General features: G+C 41.0%; 16 protein-coding genes and 1 tRNA gene. 5 read left to right on the top strand and 12 right to left on the bottom strand.

Going from position 1 to position 24,984, the window contains the following annotated elements:
- Positions 1-65 precede the first annotated feature (65 nt).
- The 7 genes from CL667_00685 to CL667_00655 form a co-directional block, all read right to left on the bottom strand.
- Complete coding sequence (locus CL667_00685) at positions 66-1,106, bottom strand: hypothetical protein (GenBank protein MAL16197.1); 1,041 nt, start codon at positions 1,104-1,106, stop codon at positions 66-68.
- Positions 1,106-4,771, bottom strand: coding sequence for a hypothetical protein (locus CL667_00680; protein MAL16196.1), 3,666 nt, complete (start codon positions 4,769-4,771; stop codon positions 1,106-1,108). The genes CL667_00685 and CL667_00680 overlap by 1 nt, the downstream gene beginning before the upstream one ends.
- 12 nt (positions 4,772-4,783) lie before the next feature.
- Positions 4,784-7,450, bottom strand: coding sequence for a hypothetical protein (locus CL667_00675; protein MAL16195.1), 2,667 nt, complete (start codon positions 7,448-7,450; stop codon positions 4,784-4,786).
- Between the two features lie 301 nt (positions 7,451-7,751).
- Entirely contained in the window at positions 7,752-8,969 is a 1,218-nt protein-coding gene (locus tag CL667_00670) for a 4-hydroxy-3-methylbut-2-en-1-yl diphosphate synthase (protein MAL16194.1), read from the bottom strand.
- A gap of 6 nt (positions 8,970-8,975) precedes the next feature.
- On the bottom strand, positions 8,976-9,878 hold the full coding sequence (locus CL667_00665) for a rhomboid family intramembrane serine protease (protein ID MAL16193.1): 903 nt from the start codon (positions 9,876-9,878) through the stop codon (positions 8,976-8,978).
- A complete protein-coding gene (locus CL667_00660) occupies positions 9,871-10,503 on the bottom strand; it encodes a rhomboid family intramembrane serine protease (GenBank protein MAL16192.1) in 633 nt (210 codons plus the stop codon). Before CL667_00660 ends, CL667_00665 begins: the two co-directional genes overlap by 8 nt.
- Positions 10,504-10,514: 11 nt before the next feature.
- Positions 10,515-12,014: a hypothetical protein gene (locus tag CL667_00655; GenBank protein ID MAL16191.1), complete on the bottom strand. Its 1,500-nt coding sequence runs from the start codon at positions 12,012-12,014 to the stop codon at positions 10,515-10,517.
- Between the two features lie 139 nt (positions 12,015-12,153).
- On the opposite strand from CL667_00655, the gene CL667_00650 reads away from it, so the two are divergent.
- On the top strand, positions 12,154-12,765 hold the full coding sequence (locus tag CL667_00650) for a hypothetical protein (GenBank protein MAL16190.1): 612 nt from the start codon (positions 12,154-12,156) through the stop codon (positions 12,763-12,765).
- Between the two features lie 35 nt (positions 12,766-12,800).
- Positions 12,801-13,373 (top strand): hypothetical protein, encoded by a 573-nt coding sequence (locus CL667_00645; protein MAL16189.1) that lies wholly within the window; start codon positions 12,801-12,803, stop codon positions 13,371-13,373.
- Positions 13,374-13,538: 165 nt separating this feature from the next.
- Here the strand turns inward: CL667_00645 and CL667_00640 are convergent, their stop codons facing one another.
- Positions 13,539-16,292, bottom strand: a complete 2,754-nt coding sequence (locus tag CL667_00640; protein MAL16188.1) for a DNA polymerase I — start codon at positions 16,290-16,292, stop codon at positions 13,539-13,541.
- Positions 16,293-16,479: 187 nt separating this feature from the next.
- On the opposite strand from CL667_00640, the gene add reads away from it, so the two are divergent.
- A complete protein-coding gene (add, locus tag CL667_00635; protein MAL16187.1) occupies positions 16,480-17,454 on the top strand; it encodes an adenosine deaminase in 975 nt (324 codons plus the stop codon).
- Positions 17,455-17,588: 134 nt separating this feature from the next.
- Entirely contained in the window at positions 17,589-19,712 is a 2,124-nt protein-coding gene (locus CL667_00630; protein ID MAL16186.1) for a hypothetical protein, read from the top strand.
- An 87-nt stretch (positions 19,713-19,799) separates the two neighbouring features.
- On the opposite strand, the gene CL667_00625 is transcribed toward CL667_00630, so the two are convergent.
- Genes CL667_00625 through nusB form a run of 3 tightly spaced genes read right to left on the bottom strand, consistent with a single transcriptional unit; the run spans position 19,800 to position 22,065 of the window.
- Positions 19,800-20,894 carry a redox-regulated ATPase YchF gene (locus tag CL667_00625; protein ID MAL16185.1) on the bottom strand — a complete coding sequence of 365 codons (1,095 nt, stop codon included), beginning with the start codon at positions 20,892-20,894 and terminating at the stop codon, positions 19,800-19,802.
- Positions 20,895-20,912: 18 nt separating this feature from the next.
- Positions 20,913-21,590, bottom strand: coding sequence for a metallophosphoesterase (locus CL667_00620; GenBank protein MAL16184.1), 678 nt, complete (start codon positions 21,588-21,590; stop codon positions 20,913-20,915).
- A gap of 4 nt (positions 21,591-21,594) precedes the next feature.
- A complete protein-coding gene (gene nusB / locus CL667_00615; GenBank protein MAL16183.1) occupies positions 21,595-22,065 on the bottom strand; it encodes a transcription antitermination factor NusB in 471 nt (156 codons plus the stop codon).
- Between the two features lie 352 nt (positions 22,066-22,417).
- Between nusB and CL667_00610 the strand changes: the two genes are divergently transcribed.
- Positions 22,418-22,491 (top strand) — tRNA-Val (locus CL667_00610).
- Between the two features lie 329 nt (positions 22,492-22,820).
- Here the strand turns inward: CL667_00610 and CL667_00605 are convergent.
- Positions 22,821-24,944 carry a PAS domain S-box protein gene (locus CL667_00605; GenBank protein MAL16182.1) on the bottom strand — a complete coding sequence of 708 codons (2,124 nt, stop codon included), beginning with the start codon at positions 24,942-24,944 and terminating at the stop codon, positions 22,821-22,823.
- Between the last annotated feature and the right edge of the window lie 40 nt (positions 24,945-24,984).

Here is a 24,984-nt window from a genome sequence, read left to right as displayed (position 1 = left end):
GTTGTAACCTTTTTCATAGTTGCTCCTATTTTTATTGTTATTGTTTCTGCGTGTGCAGTTTCTTGTTAAAAATTAATTTGAAGGGTCCATAGAATCGGATCTTCCAAATATTCGTGAGTCATGTAGGTGGCTCCAAAATTTGCACCTACTCCATTAAAGTCATATTTCAGCCCAAAACCAGCTGTAACTCCCTGGTCTTCAATTTGGCTCGAGAATAAACTTCGATACCCGCCTCTAAAAAACACTAAATCATTGAATCCATACTCAAGGCCAAGGTCCACACTTTCTGAGTTGTCGTTTGGATGCTTAGCATCAACAGCTAATTCTATTTTATGGTTTTCTATGTCCAGCGCGTCAATTGCCAATCCTACTTTAAAGAGCAAAGGCATTGGCCAGGAATCGACACCAAGATATCCTTCTAGTCTGTCGTTATTACCGTTTATGGCTTCATCGATATCAATGGCTTGTCTTAAATCGTCACCCGCCATTTTCATCTCATTTCCAAAATTTGTCATAGACATACCAATTCTAAGATTCTTGAAATTGGTTCTGTAGAAAACTCCTAAATCCACCGCAAAGCCTGTAGCCGATTCATTCCAAATTTTTTCTTGAACAAACTTTGTGTTAGCTCCGATTGAAAAGTTATCTGTAATAAAACGGGAATAAGAAACGGCGACAGAAAGGTTTGTTGGGCTAAATACTTCTCCAGTTCCTTCTGGCAAATCAATGGTTGTTACTTCAATTTCGCCGTGATTTATAGATCGGACTGAAAGAGCAAAATTACCAAGATTACCACCGTTAATTACTACTGAAGCATCCTGAATCTGTGAATCAAGAAACCAGTTCATATTGGAAAAAGTAACCGTATTACTTTCTAGTTGTGCCATCCCTGCCGGATTCCAAAACATCGCGCTTCCATCATCTGCAACCGCAACATAGGCACCGCCCATTGCTGTTGCCTTAGCTCCTGAGGTGATACTCAAAAATGCTGCTGCTGTAGTTCCAACTTTGTCTTGCGCATGCACATTTGCTGTTAAAACCAAGCTTGTTGCTAACAACAAACAGTACTTGACTGCCTTAATGGTGTTCATTGTTTGACCTTTCATTATTTAATAAGTGCAATTTTTCCTGTTTTAGTACCTACTCCGGGAGCCTTTAAGTGGTAATAGTACACACCATAAGCCACGTCAAGATTTTCTCTTGTTCTTAAGTCCCAGTTGACATAACCGCGATCTATGGAATCGTCGTGATTTAACTCACGCACCAATTCGCCACGGACTGTAAAAATCCTAATCGTTGAGCCATCAGGTACATTTTGAAACTGAATTTTCCGTTCACCCCGGCCACTTGTAATAGTTGGAGGCAATTTCCCTTCCCAACTAGCTGCGCTTACATATGGGTTAGGAACTACTCTGACCTGATCCAGTAAATCTTTCGCAGTTTCTTCATCTACGTTTGATGATTCTGTAGTAAACGAATAGGTATCACTGCTACCAAAAGACTTATAGGTTTTGATCTGATAGATATCACCCGCTTCCGGTAGTTCTCCGGTTGGCACACGTCCTTGTCCAAGCACCGTTTCATAGACAATACGAAATTCGAATACCGGACTTAATGAATCTCCAAAACTGTCATAGATATAGATAAACTCACGGTCGCCTAATCTCCCGTCTTGCGTTCCCTGTGTCTCATCAAATGCAAAGGGTACTTCTTCTCCGGTAATGGTGTTTGTTACGTTGAAATTAACTTGAGTAGCAGGAGTGTTTCTGGCGCTCGGTCCTGTACCATTCACCGTATCAAGAGAGGTTGCGACATTCGAATCGAAGAACTCGATCTCATAATCGTAAGGAGCATCAAGAGCCGTAAATTGCCAAAAAGGACTGTTACTCAGCTGACCATCTCTGACAAGGGCGTCAATTTTAAGCGTATCACCGTCGGCCCAGCCCGATTGGTCTCTATCAATTCGGGTTTCATCGTTTTGAAATGCTAGCCTCATTCCATCAAAAATGTTTGATTCAGCGTCAGCTATTGGCACGTCAGAAAGAATGATGTCTCCATTATTGATAACCGAATAGGTAGATGATGGGAAAGTATCACCAAGAAAGCGTACTTCGTACTCCGAGTTTTCTTTAAGGAAAATAGGATCCAATACCTCTACAAAAACATCACCTGTAGCATTACCTTGTGGATGATCAACATCTCCTATCACTGAACCTGCCCGATAACCAAGCACCGGCGTGTTAGGTTCAACTTCTACTACATTAATGTCAGTTATGGTTGACCCATCATCCCGAACAGTTACAGAGAAATTATTCTCAGCAGGATAGAAATCAATGCTTCCACGGTCATAGGCAGCTAAAGCATAGTAGTATTTTTGACCGTTCACTACGTTAGTGTCAACAAAAGAGTGCCGGAGACCGGTATCATCGCCTAAGTAGAATGGCACGCCTCGCACCCTGTCAGCAAGGTCGGGATTGAATACATAGGTTGGAGTACCCTGACCTGTTGAGGTATCTTCGGCGGCCTGCCACAAACCATTGATACCATTGTCTAAGTCAAATTGTGCAATGGGTTCTAAAAGAGCATCGTTGCCGAAGGCATCTGTGATTCTATCAGGGTCAAGGAAATTAGGATCGGTACTTTTGAAAATTTTGTATCCTTCAAAATCCTGTCCCAATATAGGGTCTATACTCTCTTCTGCTATACTATTCCAGTAAAGAGTGACTTGCTCATCACCTACTGCTGCTTTTAGAGTCGGCTTTTCAGGAGGTCTTGCAAAATTATAGTTACGGTTATAAATTTCCTGAATAGTCTGAACATTATTCGTGATGTTCGCAAGATCTTCACCAAAAACCAGTGCAAGTGAGAAACGAATGGTCTCCCCTGGCTCAAGCCTGAAATATCCTGAACTAAAGATGAAGTCACCGTCTACACCACCGGCCTGTCTATCTTCATTAAGTTGATTATTCGGTGTGAAGAAACCTGGGGACATCGCATCCCAAACCTGAGAATCTTCATTTAAACGCACGGCTCCCGGAGGAGTAAAGTAGTAGAAACTTGAGAGTCCTACCTGATCCGTTTCATCAACATCCAGATTTTCAAAGTTCGGCTCACCAACGGTTGGCACTCCATCTCCTTCACCACTGTCTCCGGTTCCGGAAACTCCGTCAGCTCCCACATCATCAGTTAAAGGGTTCCAGTCAGAGTCGTTATCAATTCCGTCGTTAGCAGACTCATCAATCATTGGATTCAACAACCCGTTATTAAGAGAATCTTGTTCTGTTGGTGTTCCATTTCCAGCGTCTTCAGCAAACCCAATGTAGTTTTTGTAGTAAAGAGGCGGCAAAAGTTCGATACCACCGGTAATTCTTTCCTGACGTCGTTCAAAGTGCAGGTTTTCATCTTCATCAATCAGACCATCTAAATCTTCATCAATCAGATTTTTCTCAGTCACGATGATAGTCTCATTTCGATTCTGAACTTCTTTGGTGGTTTCCTGAATTGTCATTCCGGGTGAAAGCTGATACTCAATTCCTTGAGAAGTAACTGTAGTTGTACCACTGCCTAGAAATACATAAGACCGCTCCCCTGTTTCTTCATCAATCAGAATAATGGGATCACCTTCACTCAGAGTTCTCGGCAGGAAGTCCTGAGTTTGAAAAACATTGCCTTGCCCTGCAAGACCTGCATCTACATAAGGGAATCCATCAACATTAAGCTGATTTGGATCACCATCACCATCATTATCGATGCCATCGTCAGGATCTCCGGGACTTTCCATAAATGCATAGCCAACATAGCCTACATCATTACCATCTTGATTAGTACCGTCAGCATCCCATGAGTACACAATTCTGTTAGCCTGATCAAAGAAAGCCAAATCATCCTGAGTGTCACCACTTCCGGTATTTGCACTCTCGCCAGCAGCAGTTCCTACCACCAAACCAACAGAGACCCGTGGATAAGTGGTTGTACTGGTGTTTGTTAACTCATAAATATAAAACATCGCATCCTGAGCAAGAAACTGAGACCACTGAAGACCTCTCACGCTCATTGCAAGACCAAGTCCATCTCGGGTAGGATCTGTACTATCCGGAGCAAAAGATGAAATTTCACCCTGATTTACCAAGTCATTCATAAACTTGTCGTTGTGATCATCTGTCCAGAAATAGGTTTCAAAATCAGCATTTTGAATACCCCGTCCAAAAAAGCCGTTCCACTCAGGACTACCATCTGGAGCAATCCATGTTGGCTGATCCGGCCATCGGTTTGGCCACGTTGACTCATCCACACTGATAGCCGGTCTGTCATTTTCGCCATCATCATTAGCAAAGCCTCTCATAGGCTCAAATCCCCAAAACTGGGTTTGCCCCGGACGTACACCCTGCCCTGCTCTAGGACCAAAATTTGTAACTGAGTGCTGAACTAATGAGTCTGCCTGTCCGTCGTTATTAGTGTCCACCGGTATCTCAAGAGATATTACAGGAGATACATCCCCGATATAATTGACATCAGAACCTCGGGGCCATTGCCCACGAATTTCACCAACACCACCAAGCAAGCCGGTATTATGGAAAGTAATCCACACACGGTTACCGTCAGATTCTGCACTCTTACGTACTTCTCTACTGGATCGGTAGGCTGGGTCTTTAAGGAAATCGGGTATAGTTTGAGCTTTCGCAAAATCCTGTAGAAAGATCAGGCTCAATATAATTATTACAAAGCTGGATATTAATCTTCTCATGCTTTTTTGAGTATCAGTCTGATGCATATTAGTGTTCAATTAAAAATTATATCGTACTCCAAGCACCATTCGGCGAGGTTCATTATAAAAATCAGGTCGATTGTAATTCTCATTCAGGTATCTGATATCGCCCCTGAATGTCTTCAAGTCTTCGTTTCTGTAAAGTGAATACTCCGCAGTTCCTGTATCAGAGAAAACGCCCTGTTCATTTCCGGTATCAAGTACATTATCAATCTTAGCATATACTTGTAACCTCTGGTTTTCACCCATTTGAATATTCTTGGTGATATTGAGATCCAGATTATACTTTGGCGGTCTTCTTTGGCTGTTAAGCGGATTTACTGAAGGTGGTGTAGTCCCTGTTCTTAAAGTGTAATCCGGGGTGTAAGGAAATCCAGATCCTGCAGTAAATATGGCACCGAATCCCCAGCCACTTCGAGAAGTATAATTTGAAGTCAGGTTGACCGTGTGTAACTGATCCCAGTCTAAAGGTACAATTCTCTTCTCGAGCTCAGTTTTTGCTGCAGCTGCGTTATATGCCTGGGATGGATCAGAAGCATTACCCTTGGCAATCTGGAAGGTATAATCGGCAGTGAAGAACAGGCCATTTGAGAACCCTTGGTCAAAAGTCAGTACAACCCCTTTAATGAATCCAAAGTCTGAGTTTTTAACGATTCCATACCGTACAGAGGTACCGTCTACCACAGTTGGGTCAGTTGCTGTACCTGCTAAATTTCTGATATCTCTGAAAAATGCTGTAACCTCAACGGCCGAGCTACTGCTTAACTCCTGCTTATATCCAAGTTCACCGTTAATAGTTTTCTGAGGCTTTAGGTTCGCGTTACCTAATAAACCAATTAGCCCGGAACCACTACCCAAGCGGAAGAATGGATTTTGATAAAGGAGGCTGAAGTTTGGTATCTGAAAGAAGTGCCCATAAGAAAAGTGTAATGCACCTGTTTCTGAAATTGGAAACGCGATACCCAAACGAGGACTAAATTGCCAGGTTGGCTCTGAATCTTCAAAAACCAGATCATTATTATCAGGTCTTTGTTCCTCAAATACTACATTCGGATCTGTGGGGTCTGTAAATACTTTGAATTTTGAGTCAAAATAATCGAAGCGGACACCCGCATTTATAATCAAGTTTCCTACTTCAACTTTATCCTGAATGTAGCCTGATATCTCAATTGGGTTTACATCATACTCAGAATTAACAAAAACTGATGATACTCCTCCGTTAGGGTTATTTACGATAGAGGTTTTATCACTGAATTTAAGTGAGTGATATCTGTACTCAACTCCTGTTTTTATCTGATTTGAGCTGTTTACCTGACTGGTGATATCAAATTTACCAATGTAGGTGCTTGTCTCACGGTTTGTCCTTCCATTGTCAGTACCACCAATAATAAAGTTAGAAATTATATTATTGGCCCGGAATCCTGCATAATCGTTTGGTAAATACCTGGAGTCGAAAGGGTCTTCGAATAGATAGGACTCGTACTTTTTATAGTTATTTGAAATACTTACATCATAATAAGTATTGCTTGAAAGCGTATGAGTGCCTTTTAAATAGACACTATAATTTCTTGTGTATTCATCTCTGGAGAACTGCGGCATAAACTGCGCAGAGTGGTTGTAATTTTTAAATTCTTCTCCTCCAAAAATACCATTAGCCGAAATTTTCACTCCAGAAACCGGACGCCAGGTTAGTTTTACCTGCGCATTCAACTTCTCATAAGGGTTCATATTAACTAAAGATGAATCACCTGAACCTAGCGTGTCAATCAGCCCAAGCTGACCTAATGAGTTAATTCCTACATCATTGTAATCAAAAACTTCACGGCCATTGAACCATCCATCATTTCCAAAATATCTTCCACTTACAAAGAAAAACAGCTTATCCTTTATAATAGGTCCATCCAGACTTGCCTCTACATTTCGTACAGCAATAGGGTTAATTTGATCTATACCTCTGAAAAGATCTGTTCTGGTTGAGGCATAATCACCTAAGAAAGTATTTACTGAGCCTGTAAAGTTATTGCTTCCATCCTTAGTTACGATGTTTACAATTCCACTCATTGCTTGCCCATACTCAGCATTAAAAGCTCCGGTAACAACCTGAACTTCTTTAACGGAACTATTCTCTACACCTGCTGAAAGGCTGCCATCAAAAACATCGGTAACTGGAACTCCATCAACCCAATAACCAACTTCTCCGGTTCTTCCCCCTCTAAAGTGACCGTCAACTACACCCGCCTGTAATTCAACAACTTCTGAAAAGTTTTCAACCGGAATAGCTTCTATTTGCTCACTAGTAACAGACGATAAACTAGCTGTAACATCTTTTCTGATTAATTCTCTACCAGCTACAACAGTAATCTCCTCACCTTCCAACACATCTGAGCGTAACTCAACATTTATTTCTGTAGTGAGATCAATTGAGACGCGAACATCCTCGACCGTTGTTTTATTATACCCTATATATGAAATTTCGAGACTATAGCTACCCGGTTCAACCCCTGTAATAATATATTCCCCATCAATGTCGGTAGCATCACCTTTGGTTGTACCTTGTATAATTACACTCGCACCAATGATGGTTTCACCTGTTTGAGAATCTGTTACGATTCCACGAATCTTACCATACTGACCAAAAGCAGTTACAGTTGTCAGGCTAAAAATTAGTATAAAGAAATAGCGCATTTATCCAACATTATTCATTCCGGTTCTTAACATGAAAGTTAATGTAAGCGCTTACATAATTTCAACAAATAGTTTCACAAAAAAGCTTTTCTAATGTATATCACTTTGAACCTGAAAAAGAATAATTTTGCGCTCCTCTATATAAATTTAATCAAGGGTTTACCCATTGTTATTGCGCATAATTAGAAAAACATATTCTAATTGAAGGTTGAGCAATGTAAAAGATTTACATTGCAGACTAAATAAATCTGAGAATAAATGTAAGGGCTTACACCAAGTGTTTCAGCTACACTTGTACCTTTTAATTCTTAGCGTATCTCTCTTTTATATAATTATCTAAAATCTCACGGAATTCTTCCCCAATATGATCACCCCTTAATGTGGTAGAGTGCTCACCATCAATATAAACAGGAGCTTTAGGTTCCTCAAACGTTCCGGGGAGTGAAATCCCAATATTTGCGTTGCGTGATTCACCAGGACCATTAACAACGCAACCCATCACAGCTACGTCCATTTCTTCTACTCCGGGATATGCTTTTCTCCAGATAGGCATGGATTCTACAATATAATCCTGAATCTCTTCTGCCAGTTCTTGAAAGTATGTACTCTTTGTTCTTCCACATCCTGGACAAGAGGTTACCTGCGGGATGAAGTTTCTGATTTTAAGAGATTGAAGAATTTGTTGGGCAACCTGAACTTCCAAAGCACGGTCAGCACCGGGCTGAGGAGTAAGTGAAACCCGAATAGTATCTCCTATCCCCTGTTGCAGTATTACGGACAGCGCGGATGCACTGGCAACCATACCTTTCATTCCCATTCCGGCTTCTGTGAGTCCTACGTGAAGTGGGTAATCAACTTCTTCGGCTATTCTTTCATAAACAGTAACTACGTCCTGAACACCTGACATCTTACAGCTGATGATAATCTTGTCGGAAGCCAAACCTACATCTTCTGCTAGTTTTGAAGAGCGCTTCGCACTTTCAACCATGGTATCCAACATAACCTCTTTTGCCGTTTTAGGCTTAGTCAGTTTATTGTTAGCATCCATTCTATCAGCAAGTAGCTGCTGATCTAGCGAGCCCCAGTTTACGCCGATACGTACCGGTTTATCGTATTTAATGGCCTGCTCTACAATCGTAGTAAAATTTTCATCACGGGCTTTTGTGCCCGTGTTTCCTGGATTAATTCTGAACTTGGCCAACGAACGCGCCATTTCAGGATAGGCCGTCAATAGCTTGTGGCCGTTATAGTGGAAGTCACCGATAATTGGAACGGTCACCCCTCTTTTCAAAAGCTTTTCTTTTATATGCGGAACAGCCTTAGCAGCTGCATCATTATTTACCGTAATTCGAACCAGCTCTGATCCGGCACGTTTCAGGTGTTCTATCTGATCTGCAGTTTCGTCAATATCAGCTGTATCAGTATTAGTCATGGATTGAACTACAATAGGTGCGCCTCCACCAACGGGCACATCCCCTACCATTACCTGAATCGATTTACGTCGTTTTATAGCAGCCATAGTGACTTAATCTTCTTTACTTAGTTTAAATAGTTTTTGCTTCTCTTCGGATGTAAGTGAATCGTAGCCTTTCTTAGAAATCTTCTCTAAAATGGCATCCAGTTCTGACTGATCCACTTCTTCTACAATTTCTGCATCCTGAACAATATGCATATTTTTGTTTCGTGGCCGTTTTGAACTCGATTTACTTTCCGGTTTTACTTTGCCAAACATATACTCAAAATAACGAATAACCATACTTAGGTCTTTTCCGTTTTTATATGCTTTAATTAATAAGTAACCACCTAAAGCACCTCCAAGGTGAACAAGGCGTGCTACTCCATCTGCACTTCCTAAAAACAGAATATCGATCGCTATCCAGCCGGCAACAAAAAATCGCGCCTGAATGGGAGGAAATAGGAATAGCATGATTGGCGCGGTTGGAAATAGCATCGCGAAGGCTACTAGAATACCCGTTACCGCTCCTGAGGCTCCAATTACTAAGGCAGAACCAAATATAAGGGCTAATCCTGCATCCAGAAGTGCACCCAAAATTCCAGCACCAAAATAAATCACGGTGAAAGTTCTGGGGCCGAGCGTCTCTTCGACTGCCTTACCCATCCACCACAGCCATAACATATTAAATAGAAAGTGAAGAAATCCTCCATGCAAAAACATGTAGGTAACAAGTCTCCACGGTTGGGTCAGGAAAGTTGGAAAGGTTGGATCAAATCCAAGATTTGGCACCACCCAATTGTTAAGAGGCTGCCCGCCCAACATTTGGATTACAAATACTACCGCATTGATAGCAATAATGGTTCGAATAGCAACCGGCATCCTCATGAACCCTCGCTTAAAGGCATTCCCAAAGGAATCATAGTTGCCGCTATTCATGTTACCGCCTGAGAAAAATGAAGGACCGTTAGACATATTGCTCTGGTTTTTTAAGTCCCCAATATTTAATGAGTACAAAGCCAACTACAAGTCCACCCAAGTGAGCAAAGTGAGCAATTCCACTATTCGGCATCGCTAGCCCGTTGAATAGTTCAAACAACCCGTAGAAGGTTACAAAGTATTTAGCCTTTACCGGTATGGGCGGTATCAACAAGACAATGTATTTGTCAGGAAACATGATCCCGAAGGCTAATAGGATCCCAAATACAGCTCCGGAAGCGCCTAATGTGTAAGTAAAGTATCCTCCTAAAAACATATGAATAACTGCTGCTCCAACACCCGTCAGTAAATAATACATCAGAAACCGTTTTGAGCCCCAGAGATTTTCAATAGCCTGACCAAATATCCACAATGCAAAGAGGTTGAAAAATATGTGTCCAAGATCTGCATGCAGGAACATGTAAGTCACTAGCTGCCAAGGCATGAATCCTTCGCCAAGAGGATTCAGAACAAGATATGGTGCGAGAGTGGAACCTATGGGAGTCCAGCCGGCGCCAAAAAGCTGTTTTGTTAAAAGAAACGCCAGTCCGTTTATAATTAAGAGGTTTTTTATGACTGGCGGAAATACTGAAATCTGGGTATTGGGGGAATAATTATCCAAAAAATTCTGCTTTAATGATTCTTTTTTACTCGTGAATATACGTTGATTCCACTCAAAGTTACGCCCGGAATTCCTTGTCCGGGATAGGTTGTATCGCCAACAAGATACAAACCTTTGAACGGAGTTTCGTGTGGAGTCCAATTGAGCAAGCTTCGTGCCATACTTTGGGGTATCCCACCTACTCTGCCTTTTTTGCGGTACACCCATTTTTCCCACGTAATGGGTGTTGCGGTATGAATGACATCAATTTTTGCTTCTGCAAATCCGGGCAATTTTTTCTCCAGCGTTTTAACGATGAAATCTTCTGCCTGTTGTTTAGCGTCTTCATAAGTACCGTTCAGCGAGTACCATAATTCCGGAGATGCGTGAGTGGATACGTTAAGCGTTCTCGCTCCTTCTTTCGCTCGCTCAGTATCTCCGCGTTTTGACATGGAGATGAATATTGAATCCGAATTTGTGAAAGGAACAGTTTCGCCTTCATCCAGATGTATTTGGTTGTGTAGTGGCAGTTCCACCGGATATACATCATCCGTAGCAATTCCAAGAGTGATGGCGCCCCAAGCTTCTTTAAATTCTTTTGACTCTTCTTTGAAATAGTCACTCATTTCTCCTGAAGTTAAGCCTCCCATATTCCATACCGGAATGTTTGAAATAACAATAGGCGCCCTATAAATTTTTTTCTTTCCTTTCTTTGATTGGGTATGAACCTTGAATTCTTCCCCATCCTGCTCGACCATCTCAACACCTTCTTTGGTATGAAGCGCACCGCCTTTGGCTTGAATGAATTCACGAATACTATTGACCATTTCAAGTAAACCACCCGGCACATAGAAGTTGGAATAATTGGTGTAGGTAAGTCCCGCAGCCCCAAACAAGAAAGGTGTTTGGGCAGATTTAGCTTGTGCCGTAATCATGAGTTGCTCATCAACAAAACGGCGGAATTTTGGAGTATCCACACCATATTTTCTCATTACGTCTTCCACGGATTGAAACGCATACTTCAGCACCCAAACGTCTAGTGGATTGTTGTTGATGGCAAGTTTCCCCCACTCCGATATTTTTTGTGGGGGAAAGAATGGATTCTTTAAAGAGACTTTCCATACTAAATCTGAAACTGCTAATGCTTCTTCCCAAAAGGCCCGCTGACCCGTTTCATTTCCAAACACACGGATGCATTCCTGAATCCACTGCTCACGGTCTTTATACCGGGTGAGCTGTTCGTCATCAAGCCAAACGGACATACTTGGAGTTATTTCTTCTCGTGGAATTTGAATACCTGATTCTTTTTCAAGTTTCCATAGGGGCTGATTCTCATCAAATCCAATTAACGTGGTCGCGCCGGATTCAAACACATATCCTTTCCTGAAATAAGAGGAGGAACAACCTCCCGGAGCATGAGCTTTTTCCAGGATCAGTACTTTATAGCCATCTTTGGCTAGCATAGCTCCTGCACTCATCCCGCCCATGCCGGAGCCGGCAATAATTACATCATAGTCTGTATTGATATTCATGCCAGTCAAACAACTTCCACTCCTAAAATTGTTCCTTAAATCTTTCGCTTTCTCAAATACTTGTTAATAATTTTGGGATATTAATTTTCAGTTCTTATCTAATCTTTTCTTTCCATTAAATATCTAAAATATTGAATCTATGCTTCGACAGCTTATTACTCTTTTTCTATTACTGATTTCAATTCTTTTTGCAGGATGTGTGGACAATCAAAAAGAAGAAATTCCCCCTGAGCAGCTCATGGCATCTGCTGATTCTGTGGTTGTTGAATACGACTACATAAAGTTCATTTTTGATATAGAAAGAAAAGATACGTGGGAATGGTTTTTGGAAAAATCTGATACCGGAACATTGGAATACCAATGGATGGCAAGTTTTAATTTTGAAGATGAAGGTTATAGTGCTGGATTTAGTCTCTTTAAATATCCGGGAGCAGAACCAGCTTCGGGTTCTTTTGATGAGTTGGTTGAGGCCGGACAGGTGAGTTTATGGAGAGCTGGGGTAATGAAAACAAAATCTTCACATAGTAATATGACTGTAATGTCCGGCCGCAGGACTTTAGTTAGAAATGCTGAAATTAACGCCACCGTAGAGAATGATAAGCTAGTTATCATGCTTAAAGAGGAATATTTAGTAAACAAGTTTTCAAACTTCAGGCCAGACTCAGTTTCCTATATGACTAAAACTCAGAGGTCTAATTTCGAAAGTAAGCAGCAGGCTGTGAGTTACCCTAATAATGAGGCTAACTTTTAGTAATCCTCCTAACATCAAAAACTTAGCTCAAGTATATGACAAAGACCTATTATTCAGACGAAGTCTTTGAAGGAATAGATTATACGGACGAAGATTTTAGGGCAGCTGATTACGAATCTTGTCACTTTATTAACTGCAAACTACCGAAAGTGAACTTGGGTGAATGCGGTTTTATAGAGTGTGAATTTAAAGGCTGTGATTTATCGATGGCCAAACTGATTGGCACTTCAATCAGAGATTCAAAATTTACCGAGTGCAAGCTCATCGGACTCCAATTCGATACCTGCAACAACTTTGCTTTCTCTGCTGAATTTGAATTGTGTAACCTGAACCTCTCTTCTTTTTTTCAGGTGAAGGGTAATCATACCGTCTTTAAAGGTTGCCAGCTTAACGAAGTCGATTTTACTCAAGCCGAGCTTAAAGAAGCTGTCTTTGATAACTGCGATTTAGCCAAAGCAGTATTCTCTTCCTCCAATTTGAAAAAAGCTGATTTCCGATCATCTTTTAATTACTCTATAGATCCAGAAGCCAATCAGATTGAAGGTGCTAAATTTTCCCTTCAAAGCTTACCCGGCTTGCTGGATAAATATGGGATTGTTGTAGGGTAGTTCGTTAATTCGTTATTCGTTATTCGTTAATCGCTATTCGATCACCAAAAAGTCTTTTGAGAAATGCTTTAATCTCCATCCACTAAGTTTCACTCCGACGCAGAGCATCGGAGTGAGTTAACATCCAGCCAACAAATCAACGAATAACGAATTAACGAATTCACTCTAATGTGCTTCCAACCAATTCTCTGCCACTCCGGAATCCACATCCAATGGAACATCCAGCTCAAAGGCCGTCTCCATCAGCTCGTTGATTTTTGCAGGGACCTCATCTATTTCACTTTCATGAATTTCAAAGATCAGCTCATCATGTACCTGAAGCAGCATTCGGCTTTTCTTGTTGTTGTCCTTCAGCCAGTGGTGAATATTAATCATCGCAAGCTTGATGATATCAGCAGCGGTTCCCTGAATGGGCATATTGATGGCCGTTCGCTCTGCAAAGCCCCGTACGTTCCAATTCCCTGATTTGATATCAGGAATATATCGCCGGCGTCCTAACAGCGTTTTCACGAATCCATTTTCACGGGCAAACTCTTTTGTATCGTTGATGTAGTTCAGAATATTTGGGAAACGCTCAAAATATTGGTCGATCATCTCCTTTCCTTCGTTGTTATCAATCCCTAAACGAGAAGCCAATCCATAGGCACTCACCCCATAAGGAATTCCGAAGTTGACTTCTTTCGCTTTTCGGCGATGATCTTGAGTAACCTCATCCAGAGAGTCCAGATCAAAAATTTCCTTAGCAGTTCTGGAGTGAATGTCCTCCTTGTTTTTAAAGGCTTCCATCATTGCTTCATCTTTGGCGATATGGGCAATCACCCGAAGCTCAACCTGTGAGTAATCTGCCGACATGATTTTGTATCCATCTTCGGCAATAAAGGCTTTTCGAATTTCCCGTCCGCGGGTTGTTCGAATCGGGATGTTTTGCAGGTTGGGATTGGAAGAACTCAATCGTCCCGTGGCCGCAACGCTTTGGTTAAAATCGGTGTGAACACGACCGGTATCAGGATTGATCAAATCAGGCAGCGCATCTACATAGGTAGATTTTAGCTTGGTCAGCTGGCGATAATCCAGAATCAGACTCGGCATTTCGTACTTTGGTGCCAGTTTATTTAGCACAGACTCTGCCGTAGAGTACTGCCCCGTTTTAGTTTTCTTTCCGGAAGGCAAATCCATCTTTTCAAACAAAATAGTTCCGAGCTGTTGCGGAGAGTTAATATTAAACTCCTCTCCAGCCTTCTCATAAATCTGTTCTTCCAGCTCTTTCAAATCGGATTCCAATTCCTCAGAAAAAGCAGATAACATTTCGGTATCCAGCTTTATGCCCTTGAATTCCATATCGGCCAATACTTCCATCAGCGGGTAGTCAACCGTGTAGGCAATTTCTTCCAGCTCATCTTCCTTGAGCTTCTCATTCAGAATTTCATAGAGGCGCAGGGTGATATCTGAATCCTCGCAGGCATAGAGATAGACCTCTTCGGGCTTCAAGTCTGCCATTGAAATCTGCTTCTTCCCTTTTCCAATCAGTTCTTCAATCGGAACCGGTTTATAATTCAGGAGGCTTTTGGAAAGCTCATCCATTTTCAGACGCTGATTGGCATCAATGAGGTAAGCCGCAATCATAGTATCAAAAGGCTTGCCTTTGATTTCAATTCCGGACCGTGAAAGCATGAGGTAATCGAACTTATAATTATGCGCTACTTTGGTGGAATTTTCATTTTCAAAAAGTGGTCGTATAACTTCAATTACTTCTTTCTCATCCAAACCGCCTTCCACGTTCACCGGAATATAATAACCGGTTCCCGGTGTAGCTGTGAGAGAAATACCAACCAATTTTGCTGAAACCGGATCGGGACTATTCGTCTCCGTATCAAAACAAAAGGCCTCATGGTCTTTGAAACGCTCTACCAGGTTTTTCACCGCATCAAGCGATTGAACCAGTTCATAATTCACCTTGTCTTCGTCCAGCTCTTGCTTCGGCGCTTCTTCTTTGAAGGAACCGAATAAATCCACCTGATCTCCCTCTTTTGAAACAACAGGACCTTCCGCTCCTAAATATTTCTTCGTGAGTGTTCGAAACTCCATCCGCTTGAAGAACAGACCCAATGCTTTTTCATCAGGACCTTCCCAAGTCATATCCTGCCATTTAGCCGTGTTTGGTACATCTGTTTTGATAGTGACCATGAATTTGGCATGAAGAGCTTGTTCTCCATATTCAGTTAGACCTTCTCTCGCCCTTTTACCACTGATATTAGGAGCTGCTTCAATGGCTTTTTCAAGAGAACCATATTTCTTAATCAACTTAGGCGCTCCTTTCTTTCCAATTCCGGGTACGCCGGGGATGTTATCCGAGGTATCGCCAATCATAGCAAGTACGTCGATCACCTGCTCTGGATATACCCCAAAGTAATCCTTCACTCCTTCCCGATCGATGATATTAAACCCACCATTATTGTTATCGGGCTTCATCATTCGAACATGATCGTGCACAAGCTGCATAAAATCCTTATCGGGCGTGACCATCATCACATCTACATCATCAGCATTGGCTCCGTTGGCAATGGTTCCAATAATGTCATCTGCTTCATAGCCATCTTGCTCAATATTCTTAATTCCCCATGCTTTCACCATTTCTTTAATTAGGGGAATCCCGATAGTCAGTTCTTCAGGTTGGGGCGGTCGGTTTGCCTTATATTCTTTATCCTCTTCGTGGCGAAAGGTAGGCTCCTTAGTATCCCATGCAACGGCTATATGGGTCGGCTTTTCTTCATCCAGCATTTTCTCAAGCGTATTGGCAAAACCAAGAACAGGTCCGGTTGGAATGCCTTCTGAATTTTTTAATCGGCTATTGATAAATGCAAAGTGAGCACGGTAGGCCAGCGCCATTCCGTCCAGTAAAAAGAGAAGTTTTTTAGACATTGAATCTGTTTATTTTGGACTTGAATACTGAACTCGGAAACTAATTTTTTTTGGGTCTAATTACGAATTTTGATTACACAATCATCAACCACCGTAGGGGCAATTCATGAATTGCCCCTACGGTGGTTGAAATAGAATGCCATTTCCAAACAAATTATTTTTGATACTTAGAATATCACCCCATTAAATGAATTTTACATCCCTGCCAAAAATCGAACTGCATCTCCACCTTGATTGCTCCCTGAGCTACGAGATTGTAAAAAAGTTGAAACCTGAAATTTCCAGAGAAGAATATCAGCAGAACTTCATTGCTCCGGCCAACTGCTCCAGCCTGGATGAGTATCTGAAGTGCGCACAGGAACCCATCGCCATCATGCAAACAAAAGAGCAGTTGGAAATGGTTACGCTTGATCTCTTTCATCAGCTGCAGGAAGACAACGTGATTTATGCTGAAATTCGTTTCGCTCCGCTGCAGCATCTGGAAGAGGACTTAACTGCCGAGGAAGTTGTTTCTATCGTTAATGAAGCCACCATCAAAGGAATTAAAGAAACCGGAATTGAAGCTAGAATTATCCTTTGTACACTTCGCCATTATACCGAAGAGCAAAGCATGGAAACCATAAAGTTAGTAGAGCAGTTTAGAGGAACTAAGGTTGTGGGCTTCGATATCGCTGCCGATGAAACCCTGCCAATCGACAACCACATTAAGGCTTTTGAATATGCGAATGAGCAAAACATTCCCTGTACTGCTCATGCCGGCGAAGCCCGTGGTGCTGAAAGTGTCCGGGAAGTGCTTCAGAACTTTTATCCTTCTCGAATTGGTCATGGTGTAAGGAGTTTGGAAGATGATTCGCTGATGGATCATCTTAAAGAAAACGATATCCATCTGGAAGTCTGCCCAACAAGCAATGTGCAAACCGGGATTTATGAATTAGTTGCCCAACATCAGGTTGACGACATTTACAAGAGAGGCAATTCTATGAGCATCAATACCGATGGGCGGACCATTTCAAATGTTTCTCTGATTGAAGAGTACTTATCTCTAAACAAGCATTTTGATTGGCAAGCCGAGCATTTTCTAAAGTGTAATCATTATGCCATTGATGCAGCATTTTGTAATAAGGAGACGAAAGAAAAAATAAGGGCTAAATTGATGGAATAGATTTCTATGAATACTCGCTAACCACCTTTTAGCTTTAGCACAAAGCGCCTAAAAAACTATCACATATGAGGTGAATTATACCCTCTTTTTTGTTACACTGATCTACGAGAGAATCCCTAACATATCAGACTACCATGCGAACACTTATCCTGTTATTCGCCCTTTTGCCCTCACTTGCCATCGCTCAATATGAATATTTGGGTATAGCTAACCCAGACCGAACCTGGAACTACTACCCGGTTAATGTAAATGAAACAGTTTATGAAGTTCACCCCAAAGGTAACTTCACTGAAATCGAACTCTTTATCTCATTCTCTGCAGCTGATTCCAATAATTTTTCTCAAAACGAGCTGATAGAGTTATTCTCGTTTTTCGAACTTGATGACCAAATAACAATATCTGATTTATGGCTATGGTTCGAAGACCAATTATTAGTGGCTCATATTGTAGATCGGTGGACGGCCAACAGAGTATATGAGAGTATTGTAAATCGCCAGCAAGATCCTGCCATTCTATTCAAAGATTCACCAACTTCATATGAGTTGCGAGTCTACCCTTTTACCCGTTCGCAGGTCAGAAAACTAAAAATCAGTTTTCTAGTCCCTAATGATCACCTAAAAACTTCAACATCCATTCGCCTGCCAAATAAATTTCATTCCCTTGCAGAAGGTATTATTGAAGAGCCGGTAGTTAGATATTTTAGCGAAGAAGAAAATCCGGAATTGTCTTTTTCCAATAATGAAGATGTAACTTTTACCTCGGGCACTGACTCCTTAGACCGGACCTATTGGGAAACCGAAATTGAGCTCCAATCTCTCACTTCCTCTCTGAGTCTCAATGTTGCTAAACAAGATACTTCCTCAGTTTTATTGTCGAATTATTCAGACTCGACCGGTAAATATTATAGTTTATCATTTATCCCTAAGGAAGTACTTGATGTGACTGCTTCAAAAAAGGTAATGGTGATGTTTGATTATGCAGCCTCCAATACCACATTGAGTAAAGCAGAAGTGTTAGATGAGATTAAGTTCAATCTCAAGAAGAATTTTGATGATTCAGATTACTTTAATTTTCTCTACTCCAATGTTTCTGATCTGGTTTTCTCAGAAAATTGGATACAAACAACTGATGCCAAGATAGACAGTGTGTTTGACCAGATTGATGCCGGCGATATTCTCTCTGTCAGTAACCTGGACGATATACTTGTTGGTGGAATCGACTTCGTTAAAACTGAAGGGTCGGGCGAGCTTATCCTTATTTCGAGCTCCGATACCTATCATAACTTTCAGGATGCCAATTCATTTTCCGAATCCATTTTGAACTATGCCGAAAATGACTTCCCAAAAACAACCATTTTAGATCTTCAGAATACTGATCAAATCTATAGTTATAGAAACGGGACTGATTACCAAGGCAACGATTATCTGTATGGAATTTTGGCCCGTGAAAGCGGCGGAGAACTGTTTAATCGTTATGACTCACAGTATGTTTTAGAACGATTTGAACCTGCTTTTAATAATTTGGAAGGCTCTATTACTAATTACACAGTATACCCAACCTTTGCTAACGGTTTTACCTATTCAAATTTTAAGAGCAGTAACAATGACAAAATCGCTCTTAACTCGACCTACGTTCAAACCGGAAAATACTATGGCGATTTACCATTAACGGTACAATTTACTGGGTCAATCAGAGATACCGTTTTCAATGAGCAGCTTGTAATTAATGAAAGCACCGAAATTGATAGTAACCTCAAAAGGTTTTGGATGGGCCGAAATATTGACCGACTTGAAAAATCTTCATCTTCCAATGAAGACATCACTACCATCATTGACTATAGCATCGAGAACCGATTAATGTCTCGATATACCTCTTTTCTGGCTATCCTTCCTCAGGACACAGTCCTCTTAAATCCGGATAATGATGACGGCGGTGAAGTAACTGGTGTTGAAGATGAAAATCCCAACTCCTTCGAAATCGAATCACTCAAAGCCTATCCAAACCCATTTAATCCTGCTGTTAATATTGAGGTAACTCTTTCAAAACCCTGGGATGCCGGAAATAGCAAAATCGTGATTTATAATATGCTGGGGCAGAAAGTTGCCACCTTAAATACACAGCAATATAACGGTATGACTTCCTTTACCGTCAATTGGGACTTAAGTTTGAGTAGCGCCAATATTGCAACCGGGGTATATCTGGTGAGCGTTCAAACCCCAACTGCATCTGAAAAAATTAAGATAACCTATCTGAAATAAAGGGTGGTTAAGAGTTGTTTAATGGATAGGGTGATGTAATTAGAAAAAGCATCTATCACCCTATCATCTTGCAACTTTCATTTTTCATCACACATTAAAACGGAAAAGCAGTACATCGCCATCAGCAACTACGTATTCTTTTCCTTCCTGACGCATTTTACCGGCATCGCGTGCAGCTTTTTCGGAACCGAGTTCCTGATAATCTTTGAAAGAAATGGTTTCAGCACGGATAAAGCCTTTTTCAAAATCGGTGTGTATTACACCTGCAGCTTGGGGAGCTTTTGTTCCTTCCTTGATAGTCCATGCACGAGCTTCTTTGGGTCCGGCTGTGAAATAGGTGATCAAGCCAAGCTCTTTAAATGCACCTTTAATAAGACGATCTAAACCGGCACTTGGTACACCCAGCTCTTCAAGGAACATCTCTTTTTCGTCTTCATCCAGCTCAGCGATTTCAGCTTCAATTTTGGCACAGAACATTACGGTTTCATCGTCATACTCAGAAGCAATTTCTTTAACGGTTTCAACGTAATCGTTACCGTCTTCTAAATCTGATTCACCAACATTGCATGCATAAAGAACTTGTTTGTCAGAAAGCAGGAATAAGTCTTTGTAAGCTTCTCGTTCTTCTTTGGATGCTTCAAAAGTACGGGCAGCATTTCCTTCCCCTAAGTGATCGGCTAGCCTTTGTACAATTGCATGCTGTGTTACTTTGGCTTTGTCTCCGCCTTTTGCTTCTTTCTTCAGCTTCTCAGCTCGTTTCTCAACGGACTCAAGATCTTTAAGAATGAGCTCTTCTTCTATAATTCGGATATCTCTTTCCGGATCTACGTTTCCTTCCACATGAATGATGTCATTATCATCAAAACAACGCACTACATGCAAAATCAAATCCACTTCACGGATATGAGATAGGAAGGCATTTCCTTTTCCTTTTCCTTCTGAGGCTCCTTTTACTAGTCCAGCAATATCTACAAACTCGATGGTTGCGGGAAGTACGTTTTTAGATTCAGCCAGCTTTGCAAGTTCATGTAAGCGTTCATCAGGCACTGGTACCATTCCCACATTCGGGTCGATGGTACAGAAAGGAAAGTTAGCGGATTCAGCTCCGGCGTTACTTAATGCATTAAATAAGGTTGATTTACCTACGTTGGGCAAGCCAACAATTCCACATCTTAAGCTCATGTACAGTCAATTTTTAGTTTAAAAGTCTAAACAGTTTTGTTCAATAAATTTCATTTCGGGAAGAGCTACAGCAGTTAATACACCATAGCCCTTTTTCTTATAAACGCACCCTGTGTCGATGCCCAACATATTCTCTTCTACAATAGGTTCTTTAACCGGTGTGTGCCCAAATACCACCGTTTTACTCCATTTATTTGTGCGGGCATATACGTGATCACGTTGCCAAATAAACTGCTCCCGCTCATATTCACTATCCAAATTTTCCTGAATCGTTAAATCGGGAGAAATTCCACCGTGTACAAAAAAATAGCTTTCAGTTTCCCAGTACAATTCCGTGTTTTTAAAAAACTCATAATGATCTTTTGGGAGTTTGAAATCACCGGGACTTGAGTCATAATTTTTTAGAGTAGTATTACCACCATTACTTAACCAGAGATTCCAATCACCTTTCTCATATGCATTTAGCAGCATTTGATCGTGATTCCCTTTCAGAAAAACACATTCATGATCTTTATTAAATTTGATTAGCTGATCTACTACTTTTTTAGAGTCGGGGCCCCTATCTGTATAGTCACCCAGAAAAACATAGGTTGGTTGGTCGCTATATTCACTATCCAGTTTTTTGAGCAAAGCGTGGTTTGAAAGAGCACACCCGTGTATATCGCCAATTGCTATTATGTCTGGATAAGTTGCCATTTAATTAGTTACTGCCCAACGTTTTTTGAATGAGTCCGCGTCCTTTCTTATTAATGCGTCCTTTTTCATTCAAGTCGGTCAAAGCCGCGTCAAGAATTCCATTTATAAACCGACCTGATTTAGCCGTTGAATATCGTTTAGCTAACTCAATCGCTTCATTAATGCTAACTTTGGTAGGAATTTCTTCAAAATAGATGAGCTCACAAATGGCCATTTTCAGGATCATGCGATCAATCAGTGCAAGTCGATTGATATCCCAATTTTTGATATGATCAACGATGACCTCATCCAGTTCTTCTCGATGCTCCACCGTTTGAAAAAATAACTTTTCCGCAAAGCGACGAAGATCTTTTTCTTTTGCGAATTCAGCTTTCTTGATAATGGTATCCGTAACGTGCTGGGTTGAGTCTTTGCCCTGCTGCAGTGCGTAAATTGCTTTGAGAACCGTTTCTCGTACTTGTCTTCTGTTGATCATGCCAAATAACTATTGTAGTGAGCCTTAAAGATACGGGTTTGTATATACAATTGTGCACTATGCTTGTAGTGAATTTTTGAAGTAATTCAAGACCTTCAGTATGCATTGTCATTGAATTATCTAACATCTAATGGGATGACAGCTGTAACAAGAAGTTCTTAAATCTGATAGGAATAAATCACAAATCAATCATTCGGTCCATCGGTTAATCGCCATTCGATTTTATTTGATTTGCGAAAGACCGAACGACCGATTTGCGATGGACGATTTTAATTAGCAAAAACACCAAAACTATCTTTGTGTTACTCCCCGAAAGGTCCCTATATTTGGGGCCGTTTATTTATTGAAATACGCGACCTTAGCTCAGTTGGTTAGAGCGTTGCATTGACATTGCAGAGGTCACTGGTTCGAATCCAGTAGGTCGCACTCCCCACAACCCATGCAGATTCAAGATTTGCATGGGTTTTTTTATTTGTTAAAGATTCAGTAATTCAATTTAACACTCTCCTAACACTTCTATCCTCCTGATTTCTTATCTAAACAGCCAACCATCATTTTATTCTATTCATGGCGATTTCTAAGAAGGAGTTTTTACAGCAGGCGAGACCTTCTAGTCCTGGATTCCCCAAAGAACGTATCTGCTGTTTCCTGGGGTGAAATTGCCGAAGTACTCGATTTAAAAGTGTGTATGTGATGCTCCTCACTCACAACTAACACACTTGTTTAAGCCTGCTTTGTAGCTTTAGCAGGCTTTTTTATTTATTTAGTTTTACCTCTTCTCCTTTTGAAAACTCAAACTCAAAAATCGCCCCTCCATCAGATCTAAAATCAAATGTAGCGTTTAGTTGTTTAGCAAGGGTTTTTATAAGGGTCATGCCTAGTGAGCTCTGAATACTAGATTTTGGTTGTTCCGGTAGCCCAACGCCATCATCTTTAATCGACAAACAAATTCTTTCCTGTTTTTTTGAAAGGCTCACAATAATTCTACCTCTCTTCTTTCCCTTAAAGGCGTGCTTGTAACTGTTTGTTATGATTTCATTCAGCAAAAGTCCGCATGGTATAGCCTGAGTAATCGGGAGTTTAATAGGCGTGATATCAAGGTCAATCTGAACCTTTGTTTCCGAGCGTTTCATGGTCTTATGAATTACCACAGATAATTCCTCGAAATATTGGTTGATATCTACTTCTGAAAAATCCTCAGTCTGGTACAACTTCTCATGCACCATTGCAATGGAATTGACCCGCATCTGACTGTCTTTGAGTATCCGCTTGGCATGAGCGTTATCCGCCGAATAGGATTGTAATTCCAGTAATCCCGTTATTACAGCCAGGTTATTCTTCACTCTATGGTGAACTTCAGCAAGAAGCATCTCTTTTTCGCGCAACGATTTCCTGACACTTTCTTCGGCCTGTCTGCGATCTGTGATATCAACATAAATGCCGTAAATCCCCACCACGCTTGATCCTACAACAACAGGGACAGCATAAATAATTACATCTAAAATGGTTCCGTCTTTACGGACTCTCTTTTCAGTAACTTCCTGTACCTGTGCGCTTTCGGTTAGGCTGATTGCAAATTCATGGCGTTTTTCAGGAACAATAAGCTTATCAAGCTCAAGCCCTTTTAGCTCATTCTCCCGGTACCCGAAAAGCTGCTCAAAGCCATCATTTACCATTTCAACTTCGTGATGCTCGTTCAGCAGCGCTATTCCAATAGGTGAGGAATTAAATAGTTTACTCAGCAAACCTTCCCGCTGCTTCAAAGCCTCCTCTGATTCTCTGCGATCAGAGATATCCCGCTCTATCACAATAACCACTTCATCTCCAAAGTAATTACCGGTGTTCACCAGAAATTCAGTTGGGATGATCTCGCCATTCTTCTTGCGCCCCCAGCCTTCATACTTGCCGTTAACTCCTTTGTAAGCATTATCAATAATCTCTTCAATGCGATCGGGGTTATACTTTCCCGGTGGAGCCAATACCTTGGTGTGTTTTCCTACTACTTCACTTTTCTTATAGCCGAATGTTTTCTCAAGGCCATCATTTGCTTGAAGGATCATTCCTTCCTTATCAAGCAAATAAATAGCGTCGCTTATAGAATTGAATAAATCCTGATAGCTCATCATACTGCGCTTGGCATTATCCAGAGCTTCTTCACGGTCGGTTACATCGTGGACCAGGGTGTACATCGCAACCACTTCATTATTGCGGTTGTAGAGCAAAGAGTTATACCATTCGCAATAAATTACGCGCCCGTCTTTTGTAATATTTCTGTTGATTACAGAAACGTCTTTATTTCTCTTTTTATAAGTCTCCCGAATTTTTTCCTTTACGTATTCCAGATCATCATCATGGATGAACTTCTCCAGCAAACGGTTCTCTGAAATAGCCTCTTCTTCAGAATACCCAAACAATTCCTCAGCTTTTGAAGACCATCTGATGATATTCAGGTTTGAATCCCACTCAATTTCAGCAAGCGGGAAATTGTTTAGTGAAAGCTGACTTGAAAGTAATTTATCAGCACTTTTCTTATTACCTACGATATCTGAGAGGTTGTGAGCAATAACGAGTTTGGCAGGTCGCCCTTTATAATTGATGAGATGAGCTGAAAGTTGAACATATATTGATTTGCCATCTGAAGTTTTAAAAACCCAGATTTTGTCAATTGCCTTTTTCGTAGTCTCTTCTAGATGAATTTCCAGTTCATCTACAGATTTCTGCTCACAGAAATCCACTACTCTTTTCTTTAAAAATTTCTTTTTCTTAAATCCTAAAATTTGAGTTGCTGCTTCATTTACCTCCAAAATCTTCATGGTCGTTTGTTCGCAAACAAACATAGGTTGAGCATCAAAAAAGCTCTCATCAGAATTAAACTTCATAAGGTAATGGACATCTTAATTTCATTGCCAAACGAATATC

The organism is Balneola sp., from assembly GCA_002694685.1.
Taxonomy (GTDB): Bacteria; Bacteroidota; Rhodothermia; order Balneolales; family Balneolaceae; genus Gracilimonas.
This window is presented reverse-complemented; position numbering and strand designations above follow the sequence as displayed.

Bases quoted from the DNA above. Each gene is read 5' to 3' on its own strand.
- CL667_00685 (MAL16197.1), bottom strand. From the start codon at position 1,106: ATGAAAGGTCAAACAATGAACACCATTAAGGCAGTCAAGTACTGTTTG.
- CL667_00680 (MAL16196.1), bottom strand. From the start codon at position 4,771: ATGCATCAGACTGATACTCAAAAAAGCATGAGAAGATTAATATCCAGC.
- CL667_00675 (MAL16195.1), bottom strand. From the start codon at position 7,450: ATGCGCTATTTCTTTATACTAATTTTTAGCCTGACAACTGTAACTGCT.
- CL667_00670 (MAL16194.1), bottom strand. From the start codon at position 8,969: ATGGCTGCTATAAAACGACGTAAATCGATTCAGGTAATGGTAGGGGAT.
- CL667_00665 (MAL16193.1), bottom strand. From the start codon at position 9,878: ATGTCTAACGGTCCTTCATTTTTCTCAGGCGGTAACATGAATAGCGGC.
- CL667_00655 (MAL16191.1), bottom strand. From the start codon at position 12,014: ATGAATATCAATACAGACTATGATGTAATTATTGCCGGCTCCGGCATG.
- CL667_00650 (MAL16190.1), top strand. From the start codon at position 12,154: ATGCTTCGACAGCTTATTACTCTTTTTCTATTACTGATTTCAATTCTT.
- CL667_00645 (MAL16189.1), top strand. From the start codon at position 12,801: ATGACAAAGACCTATTATTCAGACGAAGTCTTTGAAGGAATAGATTAT.
- CL667_00640 (MAL16188.1), bottom strand. From the start codon at position 16,292: ATGTCTAAAAAACTTCTCTTTTTACTGGACGGAATGGCGCTGGCCTAC.
- add (MAL16187.1), top strand. From the start codon at position 16,480: ATGAATTTTACATCCCTGCCAAAAATCGAACTGCATCTCCACCTTGAT.
- CL667_00630 (MAL16186.1), top strand. From the start codon at position 17,589: ATGCGAACACTTATCCTGTTATTCGCCCTTTTGCCCTCACTTGCCATC.
- CL667_00625 (MAL16185.1), bottom strand. From the start codon at position 20,894: ATGAGCTTAAGATGTGGAATTGTTGGCTTGCCCAACGTAGGTAAATCA.
- CL667_00620 (MAL16184.1), bottom strand. From the start codon at position 21,590: ATGGCAACTTATCCAGACATAATAGCAATTGGCGATATACACGGGTGT.
- nusB (MAL16183.1), bottom strand. From the start codon at position 22,065: ATGATCAACAGAAGACAAGTACGAGAAACGGTTCTCAAAGCAATTTAC.
- CL667_00605 (MAL16182.1), bottom strand. From the start codon at position 24,944: ATGAAGTTTAATTCTGATGAGAGCTTTTTTGATGCTCAACCTATGTTT.